14 protein-coding genes, 3 pseudogenes and 1 other annotated feature are annotated in these 15,713 nt (G+C 38.3%); of the genes and pseudogenes, 6 read left to right on the top strand and 11 right to left on the bottom strand.

The window, feature by feature from the left end:
• Positions 1-65: 65 nt before the first annotated feature.
• On the bottom strand, positions 66-749 hold the full coding sequence (locus FI644_RS24330) for an MOSC domain-containing protein (RefSeq protein WP_142108912.1): 684 nt from the start codon (positions 747-749) through the stop codon (positions 66-68).
• A gap of 48 nt (positions 750-797) precedes the next feature.
• Positions 798-1,175: pseudogene (folB, locus tag FI644_RS24335) on the bottom strand (dihydroneopterin aldolase).
• Positions 1,176-1,397: 222 nt separating this feature from the next.
• On the opposite strand from folB, the pseudogene FI644_RS27520 reads away from it, so the two are divergent.
• A pseudogene (locus FI644_RS27520) lies at positions 1,398-1,552 on the top strand (MocR-like pyridoxine biosynthesis transcription factor PdxR); the annotation flags it as partial.
• 16 nt (positions 1,553-1,568) lie between these two features.
• Here FI644_RS27520 and FI644_RS24340 read toward each other — a convergent pair.
• A pseudogene (locus FI644_RS24340) lies at positions 1,569-1,790 on the bottom strand (type 1 glutamine amidotransferase family protein); the annotation flags it as partial.
• Positions 1,791-2,019: 229 nt separating this feature from the next.
• Here FI644_RS24340 and asd point away from each other — a divergent pair.
• Positions 2,020-2,823, top strand: a complete 804-nt coding sequence (gene asd, locus FI644_RS24345; protein WP_056684223.1) for an archaetidylserine decarboxylase — start codon at positions 2,020-2,022, stop codon at positions 2,821-2,823.
• A gap of 160 nt (positions 2,824-2,983) precedes the next feature.
• Here asd and FI644_RS24350 read toward each other — a convergent pair whose 3' ends face one another.
• Together FI644_RS24350 and FI644_RS26575 are read right to left on the bottom strand one after the other, a co-directional pair.
• Positions 2,984-3,283, bottom strand: coding sequence for a hypothetical protein (locus tag FI644_RS24350; protein ID WP_434088013.1), 300 nt, complete (start codon positions 3,281-3,283; stop codon positions 2,984-2,986).
• 140 nt (positions 3,284-3,423) lie between these two features.
• On the bottom strand, positions 3,424-3,582 hold the full coding sequence (locus FI644_RS26575) for a hypothetical protein (protein ID WP_156341138.1): 159 nt from the start codon (positions 3,580-3,582) through the stop codon (positions 3,424-3,426).
• Between the two features lie 166 nt (positions 3,583-3,748).
• Between FI644_RS26575 and FI644_RS24355 the strand changes: the two genes are divergently transcribed.
• Positions 3,749-4,881, top strand: a protein-coding gene (locus tag FI644_RS24355; protein ID WP_434088012.1) for an IS3 family transposase whose coding sequence is annotated in 2 segments (ribosomal slippage) — positions 3,749-3,983 and positions 3,983-4,881 — 1,134 coding nt in all. Because the reading frame shifts where the segments join, the coding sequence is not laid out codon by codon here.
• 180 nt (positions 4,882-5,061) lie between these two features.
• On the opposite strand, the gene lysS is transcribed toward FI644_RS24355, so the two are convergent.
• The 6 genes from lysS to FI644_RS24385 form a co-directional block, all read right to left on the bottom strand.
• On the bottom strand, positions 5,062-6,522 hold the full coding sequence (gene lysS, locus FI644_RS24360) for a lysine--tRNA ligase (RefSeq protein ID WP_142108915.1): 1,461 nt from the start codon (positions 6,520-6,522) through the stop codon (positions 5,062-5,064).
• 97 nt (positions 6,523-6,619) lie between these two features.
• Positions 6,620-6,887, bottom strand: a binding site (T-box leader).
• 144 nt (positions 6,888-7,031) lie between these two features.
• The gene (mutL, locus tag FI644_RS24365; RefSeq protein ID WP_142108916.1) at positions 7,032-8,906 is read right to left on the bottom strand and encodes a DNA mismatch repair endonuclease MutL; all 1,875 of its coding nucleotides are present in this window, start codon (positions 8,904-8,906) and stop codon (positions 7,032-7,034) included.
• Between the two features lie 27 nt (positions 8,907-8,933).
• A complete protein-coding gene (mutS, locus tag FI644_RS24370) occupies positions 8,934-11,537 on the bottom strand; it encodes a DNA mismatch repair protein MutS (RefSeq protein ID WP_142108917.1) in 2,604 nt (867 codons plus the stop codon).
• A 126-nt stretch (positions 11,538-11,663) separates the two neighbouring features.
• Entirely contained in the window at positions 11,664-12,281 is a 618-nt protein-coding gene (locus tag FI644_RS24375) for a PH domain-containing protein (RefSeq protein WP_053475747.1), read from the bottom strand.
• 97 nt (positions 12,282-12,378) lie between these two features.
• Positions 12,379-13,008 (bottom strand): LysE family translocator, encoded by a 630-nt coding sequence (locus tag FI644_RS24380; RefSeq protein WP_053477509.1) that lies wholly within the window; start codon positions 13,006-13,008, stop codon positions 12,379-12,381.
• Between the two features lie 98 nt (positions 13,009-13,106).
• Entirely contained in the window at positions 13,107-13,655 is a 549-nt protein-coding gene (locus tag FI644_RS24385; protein WP_053475746.1) for an outer spore coat protein CotE, read from the bottom strand.
• Positions 13,656-14,018: 363 nt separating this feature from the next.
• Here FI644_RS24385 and FI644_RS24390 point away from each other — a divergent pair, with 363 nt between their 5' ends.
• The 3 genes from FI644_RS24390 (at position 14,019) to FI644_RS24400 (ending at position 15,312) form a co-directional block, all read left to right on the top strand.
• The gene (locus tag FI644_RS24390) at positions 14,019-14,414 is read left to right on the top strand and encodes a hypothetical protein (RefSeq protein WP_053475745.1); all 396 of its coding nucleotides are present in this window, start codon (positions 14,019-14,021) and stop codon (positions 14,412-14,414) included.
• Between the two features lie 33 nt (positions 14,415-14,447).
• Positions 14,448-14,747, top strand: coding sequence for a hypothetical protein (locus FI644_RS24395; RefSeq protein WP_053475744.1), 300 nt, complete (start codon positions 14,448-14,450; stop codon positions 14,745-14,747).
• A 208-nt stretch (positions 14,748-14,955) separates the two neighbouring features.
• Complete coding sequence (locus tag FI644_RS24400; RefSeq protein ID WP_053475743.1) at positions 14,956-15,312, top strand: hypothetical protein; 357 nt, start codon at positions 14,956-14,958, stop codon at positions 15,310-15,312.
• Positions 15,313-15,713: the final 401 nt, after the last annotated feature.

Below are 15,713 nucleotides of genomic sequence, written 5' to 3' on the forward strand. Positions count from 1 at the left end.
AAAGCCAAAAGCGGTGTTCATTCTGTCATCACTATTTTTCTTCAAATCGTTGCAGATTCATTGCCTTACGTGTTACCTGTTAGTCTTTCTCGAGAATCCGTCTCGGTTCCCGCCAAACGTTTTAGAAACGTATTCCTCCAATTCAAGGACAATTCTTCTACTTCGAGGATTTGTTTGATGCCCTCGATATTATCCTTCTCTCGGTGCATAATCCGATTGGCAAATGAAACCGTAATTTCCTTAGGATGACGATGAAGAAGCGATAGTCCGTCGTCTTTAGAGACGACACCCTCTGCCAGAACGCGGAAGTAAAATCCCGTGTAGCCCGTTTGCTGCACCTTCAAGAGCATATCCGGTACACCATGCCTGATCGTCAACTTGTAACAAGGCTGTCTCGGCTGACTAACTTGAACGATTGCTTTACCAAGCTCAAAAACGTCCCCAATGCAGACATCAGTTTCCAACAAGCCTTTTATCGTTAAATTTTCCCCTAAGGACCCGTACTCTAACGGTCTATTCAATTCATTTTCCCAAAATGGATAGTGTTCATAAGGATAGACGCATACAGCCTTCTCCCTGCCTCCATGATGAACGAGATCCCCCTGCCCATCCCCTTCAAAGTTTAGATAAGATAAATACAAAGCTTCGTCTGTAGCTTTCTTAAATATCCCCGTAGAAACGTCTTTCTGCTGAAACTGGACCTCCCTTGGCATGCCCACATTTAATGAAAAAATTTCAATAGATGCCATTTGAATCACCTCTCTCAAAGATTTTGATCAACAAGTTTACTGATGCGACTATATACCACGTTCCTGCATTCGTTCACGATGAATCTCAATAGCAAGCCCTGAAAAAAGAATAGCAACCGGAGGGTTCGGCTTGGTCACACGAATCGTAACCTCACCGATCCTGGAGTACGAATCTAGAAGGGTGGATGCAATGTTTTCTGCCAAAGTTTATACCAAGGCAACTGGTGGACCCTCGACTACTTTTTTAATCACCTCATACAAATCGGCATAATTTATCGTCAACTCAAAATCATCCGCCACCCCTGCGGGAGACAAATCGAGATATAAAACTACATCGACAACATATTTTTGACCCAATCGGTTTTCTTCAGGCAACAATCCATGACGACCAAAGAACTCAATTTTTCTAAAAATCATTTTATCCAAAATGGCTCACTCCTCAGTTCTTTTAAGGTTCTTCTGGCTGCCATTGCTGCTATCCAACTGGTGAACCTTCGACAACTTTTTTAATCACCTGTGTTAAAACCGAGAAGCGAGCTCCACCGTCTCCAATACAGCATCGATGACATACTGCACGCGTCCAAAATTATGTATTCAAGCAATCCAAAAATAGCGCTAATTTCACTTCATTCTATACGGGGGATCAAATTGCTGAAAGTAAACCGGGACGATAAAAGACCCCTGTGGCAACAACTGCTCGATCAGGCCATCGATCATATTAACAATGGAGTCTGGAAGCCAGGGCAACTCCCACTCGAGAGCTCGCTCAGCAGTTGGGAGTGTCCCTGCGCAGGTTCCAAATATAGGTTTTCCAGACATAGCAAGCGATCGAATCTCCTCGATAAACCCATATTTCCTCATCATTTTCCCTATTGTTGTACTTTCACCTCCAGGAATAATGATGCCATCTATACCGGTTAATTGTTCTTTTCTTTTAATGGCGATGCCAACTGCACCAACTTCATGAATCATGTTCAGATGCTCGTCCACTGCCCCTTGCAGTGCTAAAACGCCTATTTTCGTTTCCATTATTGCCTGCATGCTATTTATTTGCTTTAAATATGGAAATTTCGTTACAAGATCATAAGTTGAGTATAATATCGAATTTATGATAAGACTATTCCGTTAATATTATAAAAACAATAGTTTTTTCCTATGATTCTAGCAAGCCTATCATTACGATAGGCAAATCATAATTGATGCGGCTTGAAATCTTATACTATAATGCTTCTTAAATCATTTTATAATCAAAGAAAAGTTGGCGATACTTATGGCGATTCGACGTTTATTTCATACGTTAACTGAACTGACATCTCATAAATGGTCCTCAAAGTTGATCGGGTCATTTACTAAAACAAGAGCCAGCCGCTGGCTTCTTTTCTGGTATTCGAGAGCGTACGGGATTCATACCGAGGATGCTGAAAAGCCTTTGAAAGCTTATCAGTCATTAAATGAGTTTTTTATTCGACGTTTGAAGGACGGCATTCGTCCGATTGATCAAAATAACGCCGCGTTAGTCAGTCCCGTGGATGCCACCATTACCGGAATAGGCCGAATAGACGAAAAAAGCATAATCCATGTTAAAGGCCAAAATTATACTACGGACGAGCTATTGGGTTCTGCTCCAACCTTTAACAGATATCGCGGAGGTTTCTTTATTGTACTTTATTTGAGTCCGGCTAATTATCATCGCGTTCACTCACCGGTTACCGGAACGATCATTGCGAAGAACCATATTTTAGGAAGAGCGTATCCCGTAAACGAGTTTGGGTTAAAGCATATGAACAAAGTATTAAGTCGTAACGAGCGACTGATCACTTATATGAGGCATCAATACGGCGTTTTATCTATCGTTAAAGTCGGTGCAATGAACGTAAGCAGTATCAAGTATACGAACTCGCTCGCGATCCATCTCAATAAAGGCGATGAGCTTGCTTATTTCGAGTTCGGGTCAACTGTTGTTCTTTTCGTTGAGAACGGAGATTTCGAGTTTCTCCAAGAGCTATGTTTAGGAACCCAGGTACGTGTAGGTGAACCACTTGGTTATTGGGGAGCAGGCTTTCAGAACGGATAGAAAACGGATGCGGGCAACTAACAACGTAAATTTATATACTCAACAAAAGCGTCTCAGAATGGAGTTGGGAGCAATACACGTTATGCCTGCTCAAATGGATGCTTGCAAGGTAAAGAAAGCGGCTGGTTTTTGTCGAAACCAACCGCTTTCGTTGTTTTAATTATGCTTCTCCAGGCTTTGTCGTCATCAAACGATACAGCTTCGTATTACGCGGAAACTTGTCGGCAAACGGTACAAGAGAACTTCCGATCTTCATCAAACCATTCCCCACATCTACAATCGTGATGTAGGAGTGCTGCATGTCCGAGATATTAAGCAGTTCCACCAATTCTCTGCGATTTGTACTGGCTTGATTCAGCATGACAATAGACTCACTGTTCGCAAGCATGGTGCGGACGGTATGGCTCTGCAACAGATCGTCCACATTTTGCGTAATCCCCGTATAAAAAGCCAAAATCAATCGGATCTCCCGTCGACTACAACTCAAATATTTTATTTGGTGTGTGTGCTATATGGAATACAATACTATAATATTGTTTTAATTCATTTCTGCAGACAGAAAACCAGTAAAATGAAAATTTCATTAACGAACCAGCTTAATTATTCAGGCGGCTCGAATTGCATCAGAGTATACCTTTCATAATATTCTTCTAAGTAATCAGTCACAAATTCCTTCTTAATCATTGCTTTTATTGCACTTGGAACCCTAAATTGAAGATTGTTATTCTTTTTTAATTCTTTAAACATCTCTGTAGACATTTTCCCACTAATTTCTCCGATAGTAGTAGTCGAAATCCTAAACTTATTATAGGAAGTATTTATTGAAGTTAATACACCCTCAACTTCAACTATGGAGCTAGTATAGAAGTATGGACACATTTTAGTTAAGTCCTTATCCTAGAAATTAAGAGAGGACGTGTCCGTTATGAAACAAAAACGTTACAATCAAGAATTCAAAGAAACGATTGTTGAACTTTATCGTGCTGGTACTCCCGTCAACCAGCTTGCTAGCGAATATGGTGTCTCAGAAGTAACTATTTGTAAATGGATTAAAGTGCATTCTCCTATTGGGGGAAATGAGTCATTAACACCCGCTGAAATCGCAGCTATTCAAAAAGAAAGTTTACGTTTAAAACAAGAGGTAGAAATATTAAAAAAGGCTATGACCATATTCGCGAAAAAGTAAGGGATCAAGAAATTATCGAACATATCAATGAAGAAAAGGCACACTATCCTGTTCAAACCATGTGTCGTGTATTAAAGTTGCCTAAAAGTACTTATTATCAAGCTGCCCATAAAATGCCTTCGGCCTATCAAATAGAAAATGAGGAAATAACCAAACGTATCCGAGAAATCCATAAAGCAAGTAAGGGTCGTTATGGAGCTCCTAAAATTCATTACTTATTGCGTAAAGAAGGATTTCAGGTGAGCATCAAACGTGTACAACGCTTAATGAAACAGGCTAGAGTTCGTTCTATTATTGTTAAAAAATATCGTCCTGCATCATTTCAAAGTCTTATAGAAGAACGTGAAAACAGATTAGAGCAGGATTTTCAAACAACCTCTATTAATGAGAAATGGGTAGCTGATATTACATATATTCACACACATAAAGATGGCTGGTGTTACTTAGCTTCAGTGCTAGACCTTCATTCTAAGAAAATCGTAGGATATAACTTTGCCCGACAAATGACGGTTGAATTGGTTACACAAGCACTAGACAATGCCATTCAAAATCAAGACCCTAATGAAGGGGTTATTTTGCATACGGATTTAGGCACACAATATACGAGTGAAGCATTCCAAAAGCAGTTAAAGCAACATGGATACATTCAATCATTTAGTCGAAAAGGTTGTCCGTATGACAATGCATGTATGGAATCATTTCATGCAACATTGAAAAAAGAAGAGGTTTATAGGAACCGATATCTGGACTTTGAAACTGCAAAAGTAGCCTTATTTACTTACATTGAAAGCTGGTACAACCGAAAGCGAATTCATGGCGCAATAAACTATTTAACACCAGATGAAGTAGAAACATTATGCCGAGCAGCATAAGGAATGGGACTTAACTTTTTTATGTCCAAGATATTGACTTAGATCCAAATCGTAAATTAACGCTACCCTTTAATTAAAGAAAAAACAATTTCCTTATAACTTTTTGTTCTATATTTACTTTGTAACTGTCTTTATACTCTCAACTTTGTCTAAATATCGAATCTTATATTGAGGGAAAGGCTATATTTTTTTAGTTAATGGAAATAAAACACAATCTTTAATTGTATCACTATCCGTAAGTACCATTAAAAGGCGTTCAATTCCAAATCCCCAACCAGAAATAGGGGGCATCCCATATTCCATTGCTGTTAGATAATCTTCATCCATTTCCATAGCTTCTAAATCTCCATTACTTTTAAGATGGGCTTGAGCCTCCAGCCGTCTTCTTTGTTCGAGTGGGTCAACCAACTCTGAATATGCATTAATAATTTCTGCACCATTCACAACTAATTGGAACCGGTCTGATAAAGCAGGGTTTAGATCATTGGCTCTAGCTAATGGGGATAAATCAATAGGGTGTTTAATTAAAAATGTAGGTTTAACTAATTTTGGTCGACACATTTTCTTGTATAGATGATCAATATAATTACCTCTTCCTAGAGATTCAATATCTAATTGTCCTAAGTTAATATTTTTCCTCAACGTTTCTTGATATAAATTTTTCACATCAGGAAAAAGGTCTATATCAACCCCTGTGTCTTTTAAGATTAAATCTTTGAAAGTGACAATGTCCCATTCTATCGAAAAGTCTATCGTTTGGCCTTGAATGGTAATGGTAGTTGTATTAAAGGTTTGAGCCAGAACAAACAGAACCATATCACGCATTAATTTCATTGTATCCTCATAATTCCAGTATGCCGCATATCCTTCAACCATTGTAAATTCTTGAAGATGTTGAGGACTTATCCCCTCGTTCCTAAAACACTTTGCAAATTCAAATACTTTGGTAAAACCACCTACAATTAACCTTTTTAAATAGGTTTCAGGTGCAATCCGTAAATTTAATTCTGTATCTAAAGAGTAATGATATGTCCTTAAAGGTTTAGCTAAAGCCCCTGATGAAGAATGCTGTAAAACTGGTGTTTCTACTTCTAAGAATTCGTTGTCCTCAAAGAATCTGCGAATGGCACGAACCATTTTGGATCTGGCTAGTAAACGATTTTGTGTCTCTCTTGTCATCATTAAATCTAAATAACGCTGTCTATATCGTAGTTCAACATTGCTTAAACCGTGCCATTTTTCTGGAAGCGGACGCAACGCCTTCCCAAGAAACACATAGCTTTCAATACGAAGTGTTTTCTCATTCGTTTTAGTCGTATACATACGTCCATCTACACCGATAAAATCTCCTATATCCAATAAATTATGAAATTGATTAAAAGGTTCATCGCCAATCTCATCCTTTTTCAAAAGAAGTTGTAAGCATCCTTGTATATTTGAAATAGTAATAAAACTTAATTTGCTAAAGTATCTAATACTCATTATTCTTCCGGCAACTCGGACTCCAGAAGTTCCGTCTTCAAGTTGAGTGGCTTCATAAAGTTCACAATTTGTAGAAAACTTTTCAGGATATACTTGAATCCCCTGTGATTTTAAGGTCAATAAATTCTCTATTCTAAAAGATGTTTGTTCACTACTCATTCTTTTCACTCCAGTCTTTTAGCTTGTTTAGTAGGTCTTTACATTCGATTTTATACTTCAAAACAACAAAAAAACTCCCACCCCCAAGATTATTCATCTTGAGGACGAGAGTTTATAGCTCCGTGGTACCACCTCAGTTTATTGATATATCACCATATCAACCTCTTCGGGTACGGCAATTTTTTAATAATTGATTATACCCTATCTCTTTAACGGGAGATCCCGTCGCAGTATCACTAAGAACGCTCTTAGATCCGTGCAAAGCTCCAAGCCTTTTTTCATTAAGATCATTATTACTCCTTTCCACCTACCGGAGCTCTCTGCAAATAATTAATCAAAATTACTCTTCTCTTCATAGCCGTATATTCCGAATTAATTGAAAATATCTTAGCCTAAATAATTGGTTTAGTCAATAGCTATATAGAGGATTACAAATAGGTCGTTAAGAAGAATTCATAAAAAAAGCAACAGAAAACCTTATTTTATCAAGGGTTTTCCATTGCTTTAACCTACATCACCCGCTTAAACATCTTCTCCATCTCATAAATCGAATACTGTATGATGATAGGCCGTCCGTGCGGGCATGTAAATGGGTCTGTTGTGTGTCTAAGTTCATCAAGCAAGGCTTGGATTTCATCAGTTCTTAAATGATGATTTGCCTTAATTGAAGCTTTACAGCTCATCATGATGGCAGCTTCTTCCCTTAGCTTTTTGATATCTACTCTTTTCATAGAAAGGAGCTGCTCGATCATGTCTTCTATGATTTCTTTCTCTTCCCCTTTTGGAAGCCATTGCGGATGGGAACGAATAATAAAGCTATTGTGTCCAAATGGCTCGAGGAATACGCCTACTTTTTCTAGTTCCGCTTTATACTCACCAATTTTTATATAGTCATCGGTTGAGTATTCAAAAGTTAGTGGAATTAGCATTTCTTGGAGCTCACTTTCCACCTGGCCAACCTTTTCTTTAAAATATTCGTATTTGATTCGTTCTTGGGCCGCATGCTGATCGATGATATACAGTCCCTTCTCATTCTGGGCAAATATATATGTCCCATGCATTTGCCCAATTGGGTATAGAGGCGGAACTCTTGAAGCTTGATGCTGAATGAATTGTTTAAAATGAGATTCTTTGCTTACCTCAAAAGATTTTTCTTCCATATCAGACTCATACGAATGGGCAGCAATTTCTCTTTCTTCATTCATTTCATTGGAATAGATGGAAAGAATATCTTTCTTCGACTCATTTTGTATCATATTTTCACGAATATAAGAAGGTCTTGAATCGTCAATATTCATTTCTCGAATAGGTTTAATGACTGGAACATGATCCAGTTCTAAAAAGATTTGTTCCTCTCTCGGCTTAACCGCTTTAGGTTCTGTAAAACCTGTGGGAATTAATTCTTGTGCCTTAAATGCATTCTTAATTGCACCCGTCACAAGTTCATTTAATTCCTGTTCTTTACTCAGGCGCACTTCCATTTTAGATGGATGGACATTGACATCTACAAGAAGCGGGTCCATCTCAATATTCAAAAGGACAATTGGGTAGCGCCCAATTGGCAGCAATGTATGATACCCCTCTTGAATCGCCTTAGCGAGCGGATAATTTTTGATAAAGCGTCCATTGATCATTGTGGAAATATAATTCCGTGAAGCTCTAGTAATTTCAGGTAACGCCGCATACCCGCTAATATGAAAATCGAGGGAAGTGGCTTTGACCGGCACCATTTTTTTTACGATATTCATTCCGTATATAGCTGCTAATACTTGCCTTACATCCCCGTTCCCGTTCGTATGCAGAAGTTTCCGTTCATTATGGATGAGGCGAAAGGAAACTTCCGGATGAGCAAGAGCCAACCGATTGACCACATCGGTAATATTTCCAAGTTCTGTATGAATCGTCTTCATATATTTAAGCCGTGCTGGTGTATTGAAGAATAAATCGGACACAGTTAAATCTGTTCCTTTTCGTCCAGGAGCTTTTTCAACAGCTTCCACTTTTCCACCCTCAACCTGTAAACGCGTCCCTATCTCACCTGTCGATGTTTTCATTTCAATTCTTGAAACAGAAGCGATACTTGGCAAGGCTTCACCACGGAACCCTAACGTTCGAATTCGAAAAAGGTCTGTTTCATCTTTAATTTTACTAGTTGCATGGCGTTGGAATGCTGTCATTACATCGTCTTCCTCAATTCCATCTCCATTGTCAATGATGCGAATTTTTGCTAATCCCGCTTCTTCCGTCTCAATTTCAATGATTGTGCTGCCGGCATCAATTGAATTTTCCACTAGTTCTTTTACGACGGAGGCTGGCCTTTCGACTACTTCCCCAGCAGCGATTTTATTTGAGAGTGCATCATCTAGCTGAATAATTTTGGACATTGCCTACACCTCCATATTCAAACAGGTTTACCCTTTTAATTTTTTGTGTAATTCATATAGCGTATTTAGTGCTTCCATTGGTGTCATATCTAAAATATCAATATCTTTGACTTTTTCAATAATCCGTTTTTCTTTCGTACTTAATACAGCAGTTTTCTTTTCAGTTGGTTCATCAAAGAAGGAAAGCTGGGCCTCATTTTTTTCTGCTATTTTATTCTGATTCTTCACAGTGGAAGGCTGCTTTATCTGTTCATCTGTCTGTTCAAGTTTAGCTAAAATTTCATTCGCCCTTGTAATCAGCTCTTCAGGAAGCTCAGCAAGCTGTGCTACGTGAATTCCATAGCTTCTGTCTGCTGCTCCTTCTTTTATTTTATGAAGAAAAACAACTTTTCCATTTTGCTCGATTGCACTGACATGTACATTTTTGACCATTGGAAGTTCTTCCTCTAAGACAGTCAATTCGTGATAATGAGTAGAAAATAAAGTTTTTGCACCTAGACGATTATGAATATATTCGATAATTGCTTGTGCTAACGCCATGCCATCATAGGTTGATGTTCCACGGCCTATTTCATCAAAAAGAATAAGGCTGTCCTGAGTAGCATTAACAATCGCATTACGCGCTTCGAGCATCTCTACCATAAATGTACTTTGACCGGAGATGAGATCATCTGCTGCGCCAATTCTTGTAAATACTTGATCAAATATAGGCAGTATGGCTTCTGATGCAGGGACGAAGCAGCCAATTTGTCCTAAAATAGCAGTTAAAGCAATTTGTCTCATATACGTACTTTTACCAGACATATTCGGTCCCGTTATAAGCAGCATTTCACGATCTGCATCCATATAACAATCATTAGGCACATACTCTTGCGCGTTCATAACCTTCTCAACAACTGCGTGTCTGCCATCCTTAATTACAATTTTTCTTTCCTTAGTGAATGAAGGCTTCACATAATGTCTCTCTTCACTTACTGTTGCAAAGCATTGCATGACATCGAGTTCACTTATTGATTTTGCCAGAGCTTGCAATCTTGGGATAAATTCCTTCACATGCTCACGGACTGAGGTAAATAATTGGTATTCCAACTCCACACTTTTTTCTTCCGCTTGCAAAATAAGTGCTTCTTTTTCTTTTAAATCAGGGGTTATAAAACGTTCCGCATTAGTTAATGTTTGCTTCCGCTCATATTGCCCTTCCTTTAAAAGGTGCAAATTTGCTTTCGTGACTTCAATATAATAACCAAACACACGATTATAACCGACCTTCAAAGATTTGATGCCTGTTTTTTCCCGCTCCTGTTTTTCAAGCTGAGCGATCCAAGTTTTCCCATTTCTTGTAGCATCACGATATTGGTCCAATTGCTCATGGTATCCATCCTTGATCATGTTCCCGTCTTTAATCGACAGTGGCGGATTTTCTACAATTGCACGTTCTAGGAGATCGACAACCTCTTCACAGGCATCTAGCCGTTCTGCAAGCATTTCCGCTTCATGATTAGAAAGCTTTCTGAGTACTTCTTTCAAATTAGGAATCTGGAGCAATGAACGTCTTAATTGAACTAAATCACGCGCATTTACATTGCCGAATGCTACTCTGCCAGCAAGGCGTTCAAGATCATAGACTTCTTTCAGCTTCTCTCTTAATTCTTCACGTTCAAAAAAGGCTGCTATTAAGGTTTCAACAAGTGTTTGTCTGCGAATGATTTCCTGCTCATTCACAAGAGGACGGTCAACCCATTGCTTTAAAAGCCGACCACCCATGGCCGTTTTTGTTTCATCAAGCAGCCATAGCAAAGATCCCTTTTTCCCTTTAGAACGAATTGTTTCTGTTAACTCCAAGTTCCTCTTGGAAAAATAATCAATTTTCATGTATTGATTTGTTTGATAGGTAGAAACCTTCTGTAAGTGATCTAAACTTCTTTTTTGTGTACGGTATAAATAGTTAAATAGTCTAGCTGTTGTTTGATGAAGCTTGTCCTGACTAATCTCCTCAAGTAAAGGCTGATAGCTATCTTTACCCGTGCAATCTTCTTCGAACGAGATGGTTAGAATAGACCTTTCTTTCATTTTCCGCTGCCAATCTCCATTGAAATCCCGGGCAATAATTAGTTCTTTCGCACCTGAAATGGATAGTTCATTCAATACTTCATCAAAACCTGAGCTAAGCATGGTGACCTTCGTTTCTCCAGTCGAGAGGTCATTGTAAGCAAATCCAAAGGTGTTATCAGCAAAATAACTGATTGTCGCAATAAAATTATTTTCCTTCTCATGAAGGCCCTTGCCTTCCATCATTGTTCCCGGCGTTATTAACTGAACGACTTCCCTTTTTACGACACCCTTTGCCTGTTTCGGATCCTCCGTTTGTTCACAAATGGCTACTTTATATCCACGATCAACTAATTGTTCAATGTATTGTGGTGCAGAGTGATACGGAACTCCGCACATCGGAATTCGGTCTTCTGAGCCGCCTTCTCTGCTCGTTAATGTAATTTCTAGCTCTTGTGATGCTTTAATGGCATCATCGAAAAACATCTCGTAAAAATCTCCAAGACGAAAAAATAAAAAGGCATCCTCGTAATCTGCCTTTACTCTCAAGTATTGCTGTATCATAGGCGTATAAGCTGCCATAGTGTCCTCCAAATGTTCAAATGTAACTTTTTTTATAATCCTATTATAGCATAAGTATTATTTAATTTTGTTTCTCAAAACAAAGAAAAGCAGGATCTTAAAAAATAGACCGCTGCTTTGTTCAAATCAATTATTAATATACTTTTCAAATACAAACCCGAAATCTTTTACATTGTATTTCTTTCTGCTATTCATAAGCCAATTAAATGCTGTTTCGTTTAATACTCTGAAGTTATCTACGAAATTATTATCCTGAGGAACTGCTGAACGGCTGAATGTATTTGAAGTTAATTCCAAGCTCTTCTCTGCGTAAGACATGGATACTTCATTATCATGGCAAATTTCCGATATACGAATGAGTGCTTTATATAAATCTTTCAATTCTTCAATATGTTTCTTATGAACATCAATAGAAAAATGGACAGAACCGATCACAAATTTAATCTCTACATCCAAATCGACCGTGCCTGCAGTCTCAAGCATCACATCTGAAATCGTGTATTCTTTGTATGTGTAGCGTTTTAAAGTCCGTTTTTTACTCATTGCGCTCGTGCCATCTAAATGAATTAACGCTTTATTTGTAAAGCAGTATTCATCAGATTTCGATTTAATTAAGAAGTAAATCTTTTCATTGTCCTCGTGAAGAACGTAATCATCTGCATCTACTTTGTCATAATCAACAGGCTTAATTACACTTCCAACATCACTTAACCCTAATACGTCTGATGCAACTTTCTTGAACATAAACCTACCCCCTAGACTTCTTTCACTTAAATATTTTAGCATGTGAAGGAAGATAATGGGATACATAGATTTCAAATGAGGACTTTTTAACTATACACTAGTTTTTTTCCAAAGCTAATTTTAACCCAAATAGAATTAATACAGCTCCTGTTAGCCCTTCTACAGCCTTCATCGTAGTAGGCTTCTTCATAAAATCACTTACAAAATGAATTAAGTATATATAGAAGAAAAACCAGATCAATGTTAATAAGGTGTAAGTCAATCCTAGTGCTAAAAATTCAAAAAATGCATGATCTCCTTTTCCTGCAAATTGAGGCAAAAAGGTGAGGAAGAAAACTGCTACTTTTGGATTTAGTAAATTCGTTAAAAATCCTTGCCTGAAGTTTGATTCTTTTGCAAATTTATTGACTTGTTCTGGATCTGAAGGAGCTTGCGGCTGTTTTTTTATAATAAAAAGGATGGATTTGCAGCCAAGATAAATAAGGTATACAGCACCTGCATATTTAAGAATAGAAAAGAGAAAAGCTGATTTAACAATAAGAGCGGATAATCCAAACACAGCTGCCATTGTATGAATGAGCAATGCTATCAGTGTACCCGCTGTTGTTTGTAGCCCTGCAGCTTTACGTTTAGAGATAGTATTCTTTGTGATAATGGCAGTGTCTGGCCCAGGCAGTATAATCAGCATAAATGCCATGAATATAAATAGAAAATAATTCTCCATGATAATGACCTCCATTATTGAATTTTCCATCTATTATAATTTAAATTTACAGAAAATTAAATACAAAAAAGAAAAAACTAGGAAGCAACACCTCCTAGTTATTACTCTTCTTCATCTCCAACTAAAAAGTCGGGGTTTAAATCTTCAAATGCCTCATCTTCAACTTCATCAAAGCCCCATTCCTCGTCATCACAATCACATTGATCATGATGAACAGCTACACATACTTTCGTTTCACCAATCACTTCAACGAGAAATTCTCTTTCTACGTGAACGATAATTTTATTTCCATTTGGTGAAATCACACATTCACAGCAGTTAGGCTGCTGCAATACGCGTGCTACTACTTCGTGGTCATCAAGGCAATCAGGATCACGGTATTTTAATTTAATGACATCTTTATAATCAACACGTTCAGTAACAACCTCTGTTTTCGTATTATTATCAAAGGAATACCAAACGTTAATGTCATAGTAGCCGCGAACCTCGACTGTTTTTCCGACCTTTTTCGCCTCGTACGTATGGTTTATAATCCAGCAGCCAAGGATGCTTGACGGATGGTGTTTAGGGCATATCGTATGATTGGACTGGGTAAACTTTCGTCCCTTTGCAACGACCGCCTTTGTTATTATCTCTCTGTATTCTCCCATTGCGAGCGAACCTCCTCATTCATTTTCAATTCATCCTATGCGGGATATTAGACTAGTGTGCGATATTTCTTGATGAATGTTAGGTAAATGTATTGGCATAATCCATAGTATGCTTTTTCAGGGCGAATGTGCCATATTACTAAATTAGTGAACACATATCTTAAGGTAATTTCTTGGAGTAAATTACTATAAAATTGTCCATTTCTTAAAATTTTGCCCTCAAGGCTGTCTAACATATTTTATACCTTCGTCAGTTTCTCCCAGCTAACATTTCAAAAAATTATATGTTTGTCCTAATTAAAACGCGGATACAGCTTGGCTTTTTCACCAATATAATACATTAACGAGAAGGAGGTGATCAGGATGACCAACTTAGATAATTCCAACTTCAAAATAAATTTTAATGGCAAAGAAATAAATGGAGAAAATGCCAGAGAATTTGCGGATAAAATTTCGAAAAATTTAGGGGAGACACTAAACGGACTTGTTTCTAATAAACTTAGTAACTTATCAGCAAATCCAATGAGCGGAAACTTATTCAACGCGGCTAACCCGCTAAAAAACTTAAACGGGATTTTCAACCAAAATCCTTTAGGTTCAAACGGAGTTCAGAATATGATCCCTGCTCTAAGCAAATTGCTGCCAGTATTTGAAACATCTGATGATAATAAGAAAATAAAACTTTCACTAAATGGTGTATCGTTACTTGACTTAGATCTTACTGATCTTACAAGTAGTAATTCTACTGAAGAAAAATAAGGAAAAAATAATGCTTTGGAGGAGGTGAGAAATATGTTGTCAAATAGATGCTATGAAGAAAATCATACTAGCCCTGTTCAGAATCGTCCTGAAGCAGTAAACGGCGTCAGCAGCAACGGAGATGCCTTCAAGGCCTTTACTTTCGCAGCACAAGGAAATAGCCCACAGGTAAACATCCCTGTACAAATACCAGTTTCACTTGGTGGTTTTGCAGTTAATGCATCACTAATCAATATTCCAATCCTATCTGCTCAATTCAACGTAGCAAATGGCGGTGATTCACAAGCAATTTCAGTGAACAACGCAAATCAAGTAGAAAGCAACCACTCATAGAAAAGCCAAGGCACCTTGTTCGCACTGCCAAGCACAAGACAAATCTTGCTATATGGTGTTCTATGCCTTTCTTGAAGATTGGCTTATGACCTAGAGTGGCTAGAAGCTGCAGCAAGACTAATAGAAATGCAGAGGCGACTAGTTTAGCCTCTACCCAAACTAAGTAAAATAGAACCACAGATTGTCCAAGAGAAGGGAGGTATGGAAAATGATTGATAGAAGTAAAAAGAAAGAGAAGTTACAATTAGATCCTGAAGTGCTCAAACAACTTGGGGTTCCTGAAGAACTGCTTGAAATGGCTGCGGAAGCTGGTATCCCCTCTATTAATAACCATGCTGCAGGCGGTATGGGTGGCCGTGCCATCAATTTAACTTACGTTGATAATTACTCAACCTTGCTTCTCGTATATACCTTCCTTCTCAACTATTTGGGCAATGATTCAAATCAAAATGGTACGAGAATTTTAAATGAGTCTCTACTTTCAACTCTTAATGCTGCGTTACAAGAACAGCAAGAGTACCGGAAAGAGTTTTTAAGGGCAGTTGAACTGCTTAGAAATAATTAGCCTCCACAACCCAAACCAGGCCGATTATACCTCCTTTTTTATATAGAGAAACCCCCTGACATAATGTCAGGGGGTTTTCCGGCTAGAAAGGCGGTTTCACACTTCTAATTCTGTCTTGCTACAGCGCCTATCGCCTATCGTACTTCAGATCCCCTCCCTACGATAAGTCAACATCGATTCGCCTACTGGCTTATCGTGTTTCCTTTATCTCAGTCAGGGCTCTTCCAGTCCGTACGGCGATGAGCAAGGCGCTTCCGCATTTCTAATTCTGTCTTGCTACAGCGCCTATCGCCTATCGTACTTCAGATCCCCTCCCTACGATAAGTCAACATCGATTCGCCTACCGGCTTATCGTGTTTCCTTTATCTCAGTCAGGGCTCTTCCAGTCCGTACGGCGATGA

The sequence above is a fragment of the Cytobacillus solani genome (assembly GCF_006704205.1).
GTDB lineage: Bacteria > Bacillota > Bacilli > Bacillales > Cytobacillaceae > Cytobacillus > Cytobacillus solani.

Excerpts from the sequence above, each read along its gene's own strand:
- FI644_RS24330 (WP_142108912.1), bottom strand. The coding sequence starts at position 749 with ATGGCATCTATTGAAATTTTTTCATTAAATGTGGGCATGCCAAGGGAG.
- asd (WP_056684223.1), top strand. The coding sequence starts at position 2,020 with ATGGCGATTCGACGTTTATTTCATACGTTAACTGAACTGACATCTCAT.
- FI644_RS26575 (WP_156341138.1), bottom strand. The coding sequence starts at position 3,582 with ATGTCTACAGAGATGTTTAAAGAATTAAAAAAGAATAACAATCTTCAA.
- lysS (WP_142108915.1), bottom strand. The coding sequence starts at position 6,522 with ATGAGTAGTGAACAAACATCTTTTAGAATAGAGAATTTATTGACCTTA.
- mutL (WP_142108916.1), bottom strand. The coding sequence starts at position 8,906 with ATGTCCAAAATTATTCAGCTAGATGATGCACTCTCAAATAAAATCGCT.
- mutS (WP_142108917.1), bottom strand. The coding sequence starts at position 11,537 with ATGGCAGCTTATACGCCTATGATACAGCAATACTTGAGAGTAAAGGCA.
- FI644_RS24375 (WP_053475747.1), bottom strand. The coding sequence starts at position 12,281 with ATGTTCAAGAAAGTTGCATCAGACGTATTAGGGTTAAGTGATGTTGGA.
- FI644_RS24385 (WP_053475746.1), bottom strand. The coding sequence starts at position 13,655 with ATGGGAGAATACAGAGAGATAATAACAAAGGCGGTCGTTGCAAAGGGA.
- FI644_RS24390 (WP_053475745.1), top strand. The coding sequence starts at position 14,019 with ATGACCAACTTAGATAATTCCAACTTCAAAATAAATTTTAATGGCAAA.
- FI644_RS24395 (WP_053475744.1), top strand. The coding sequence starts at position 14,448 with ATGTTGTCAAATAGATGCTATGAAGAAAATCATACTAGCCCTGTTCAG.
- FI644_RS24400 (WP_053475743.1), top strand. The coding sequence starts at position 14,956 with ATGATTGATAGAAGTAAAAAGAAAGAGAAGTTACAATTAGATCCTGAA.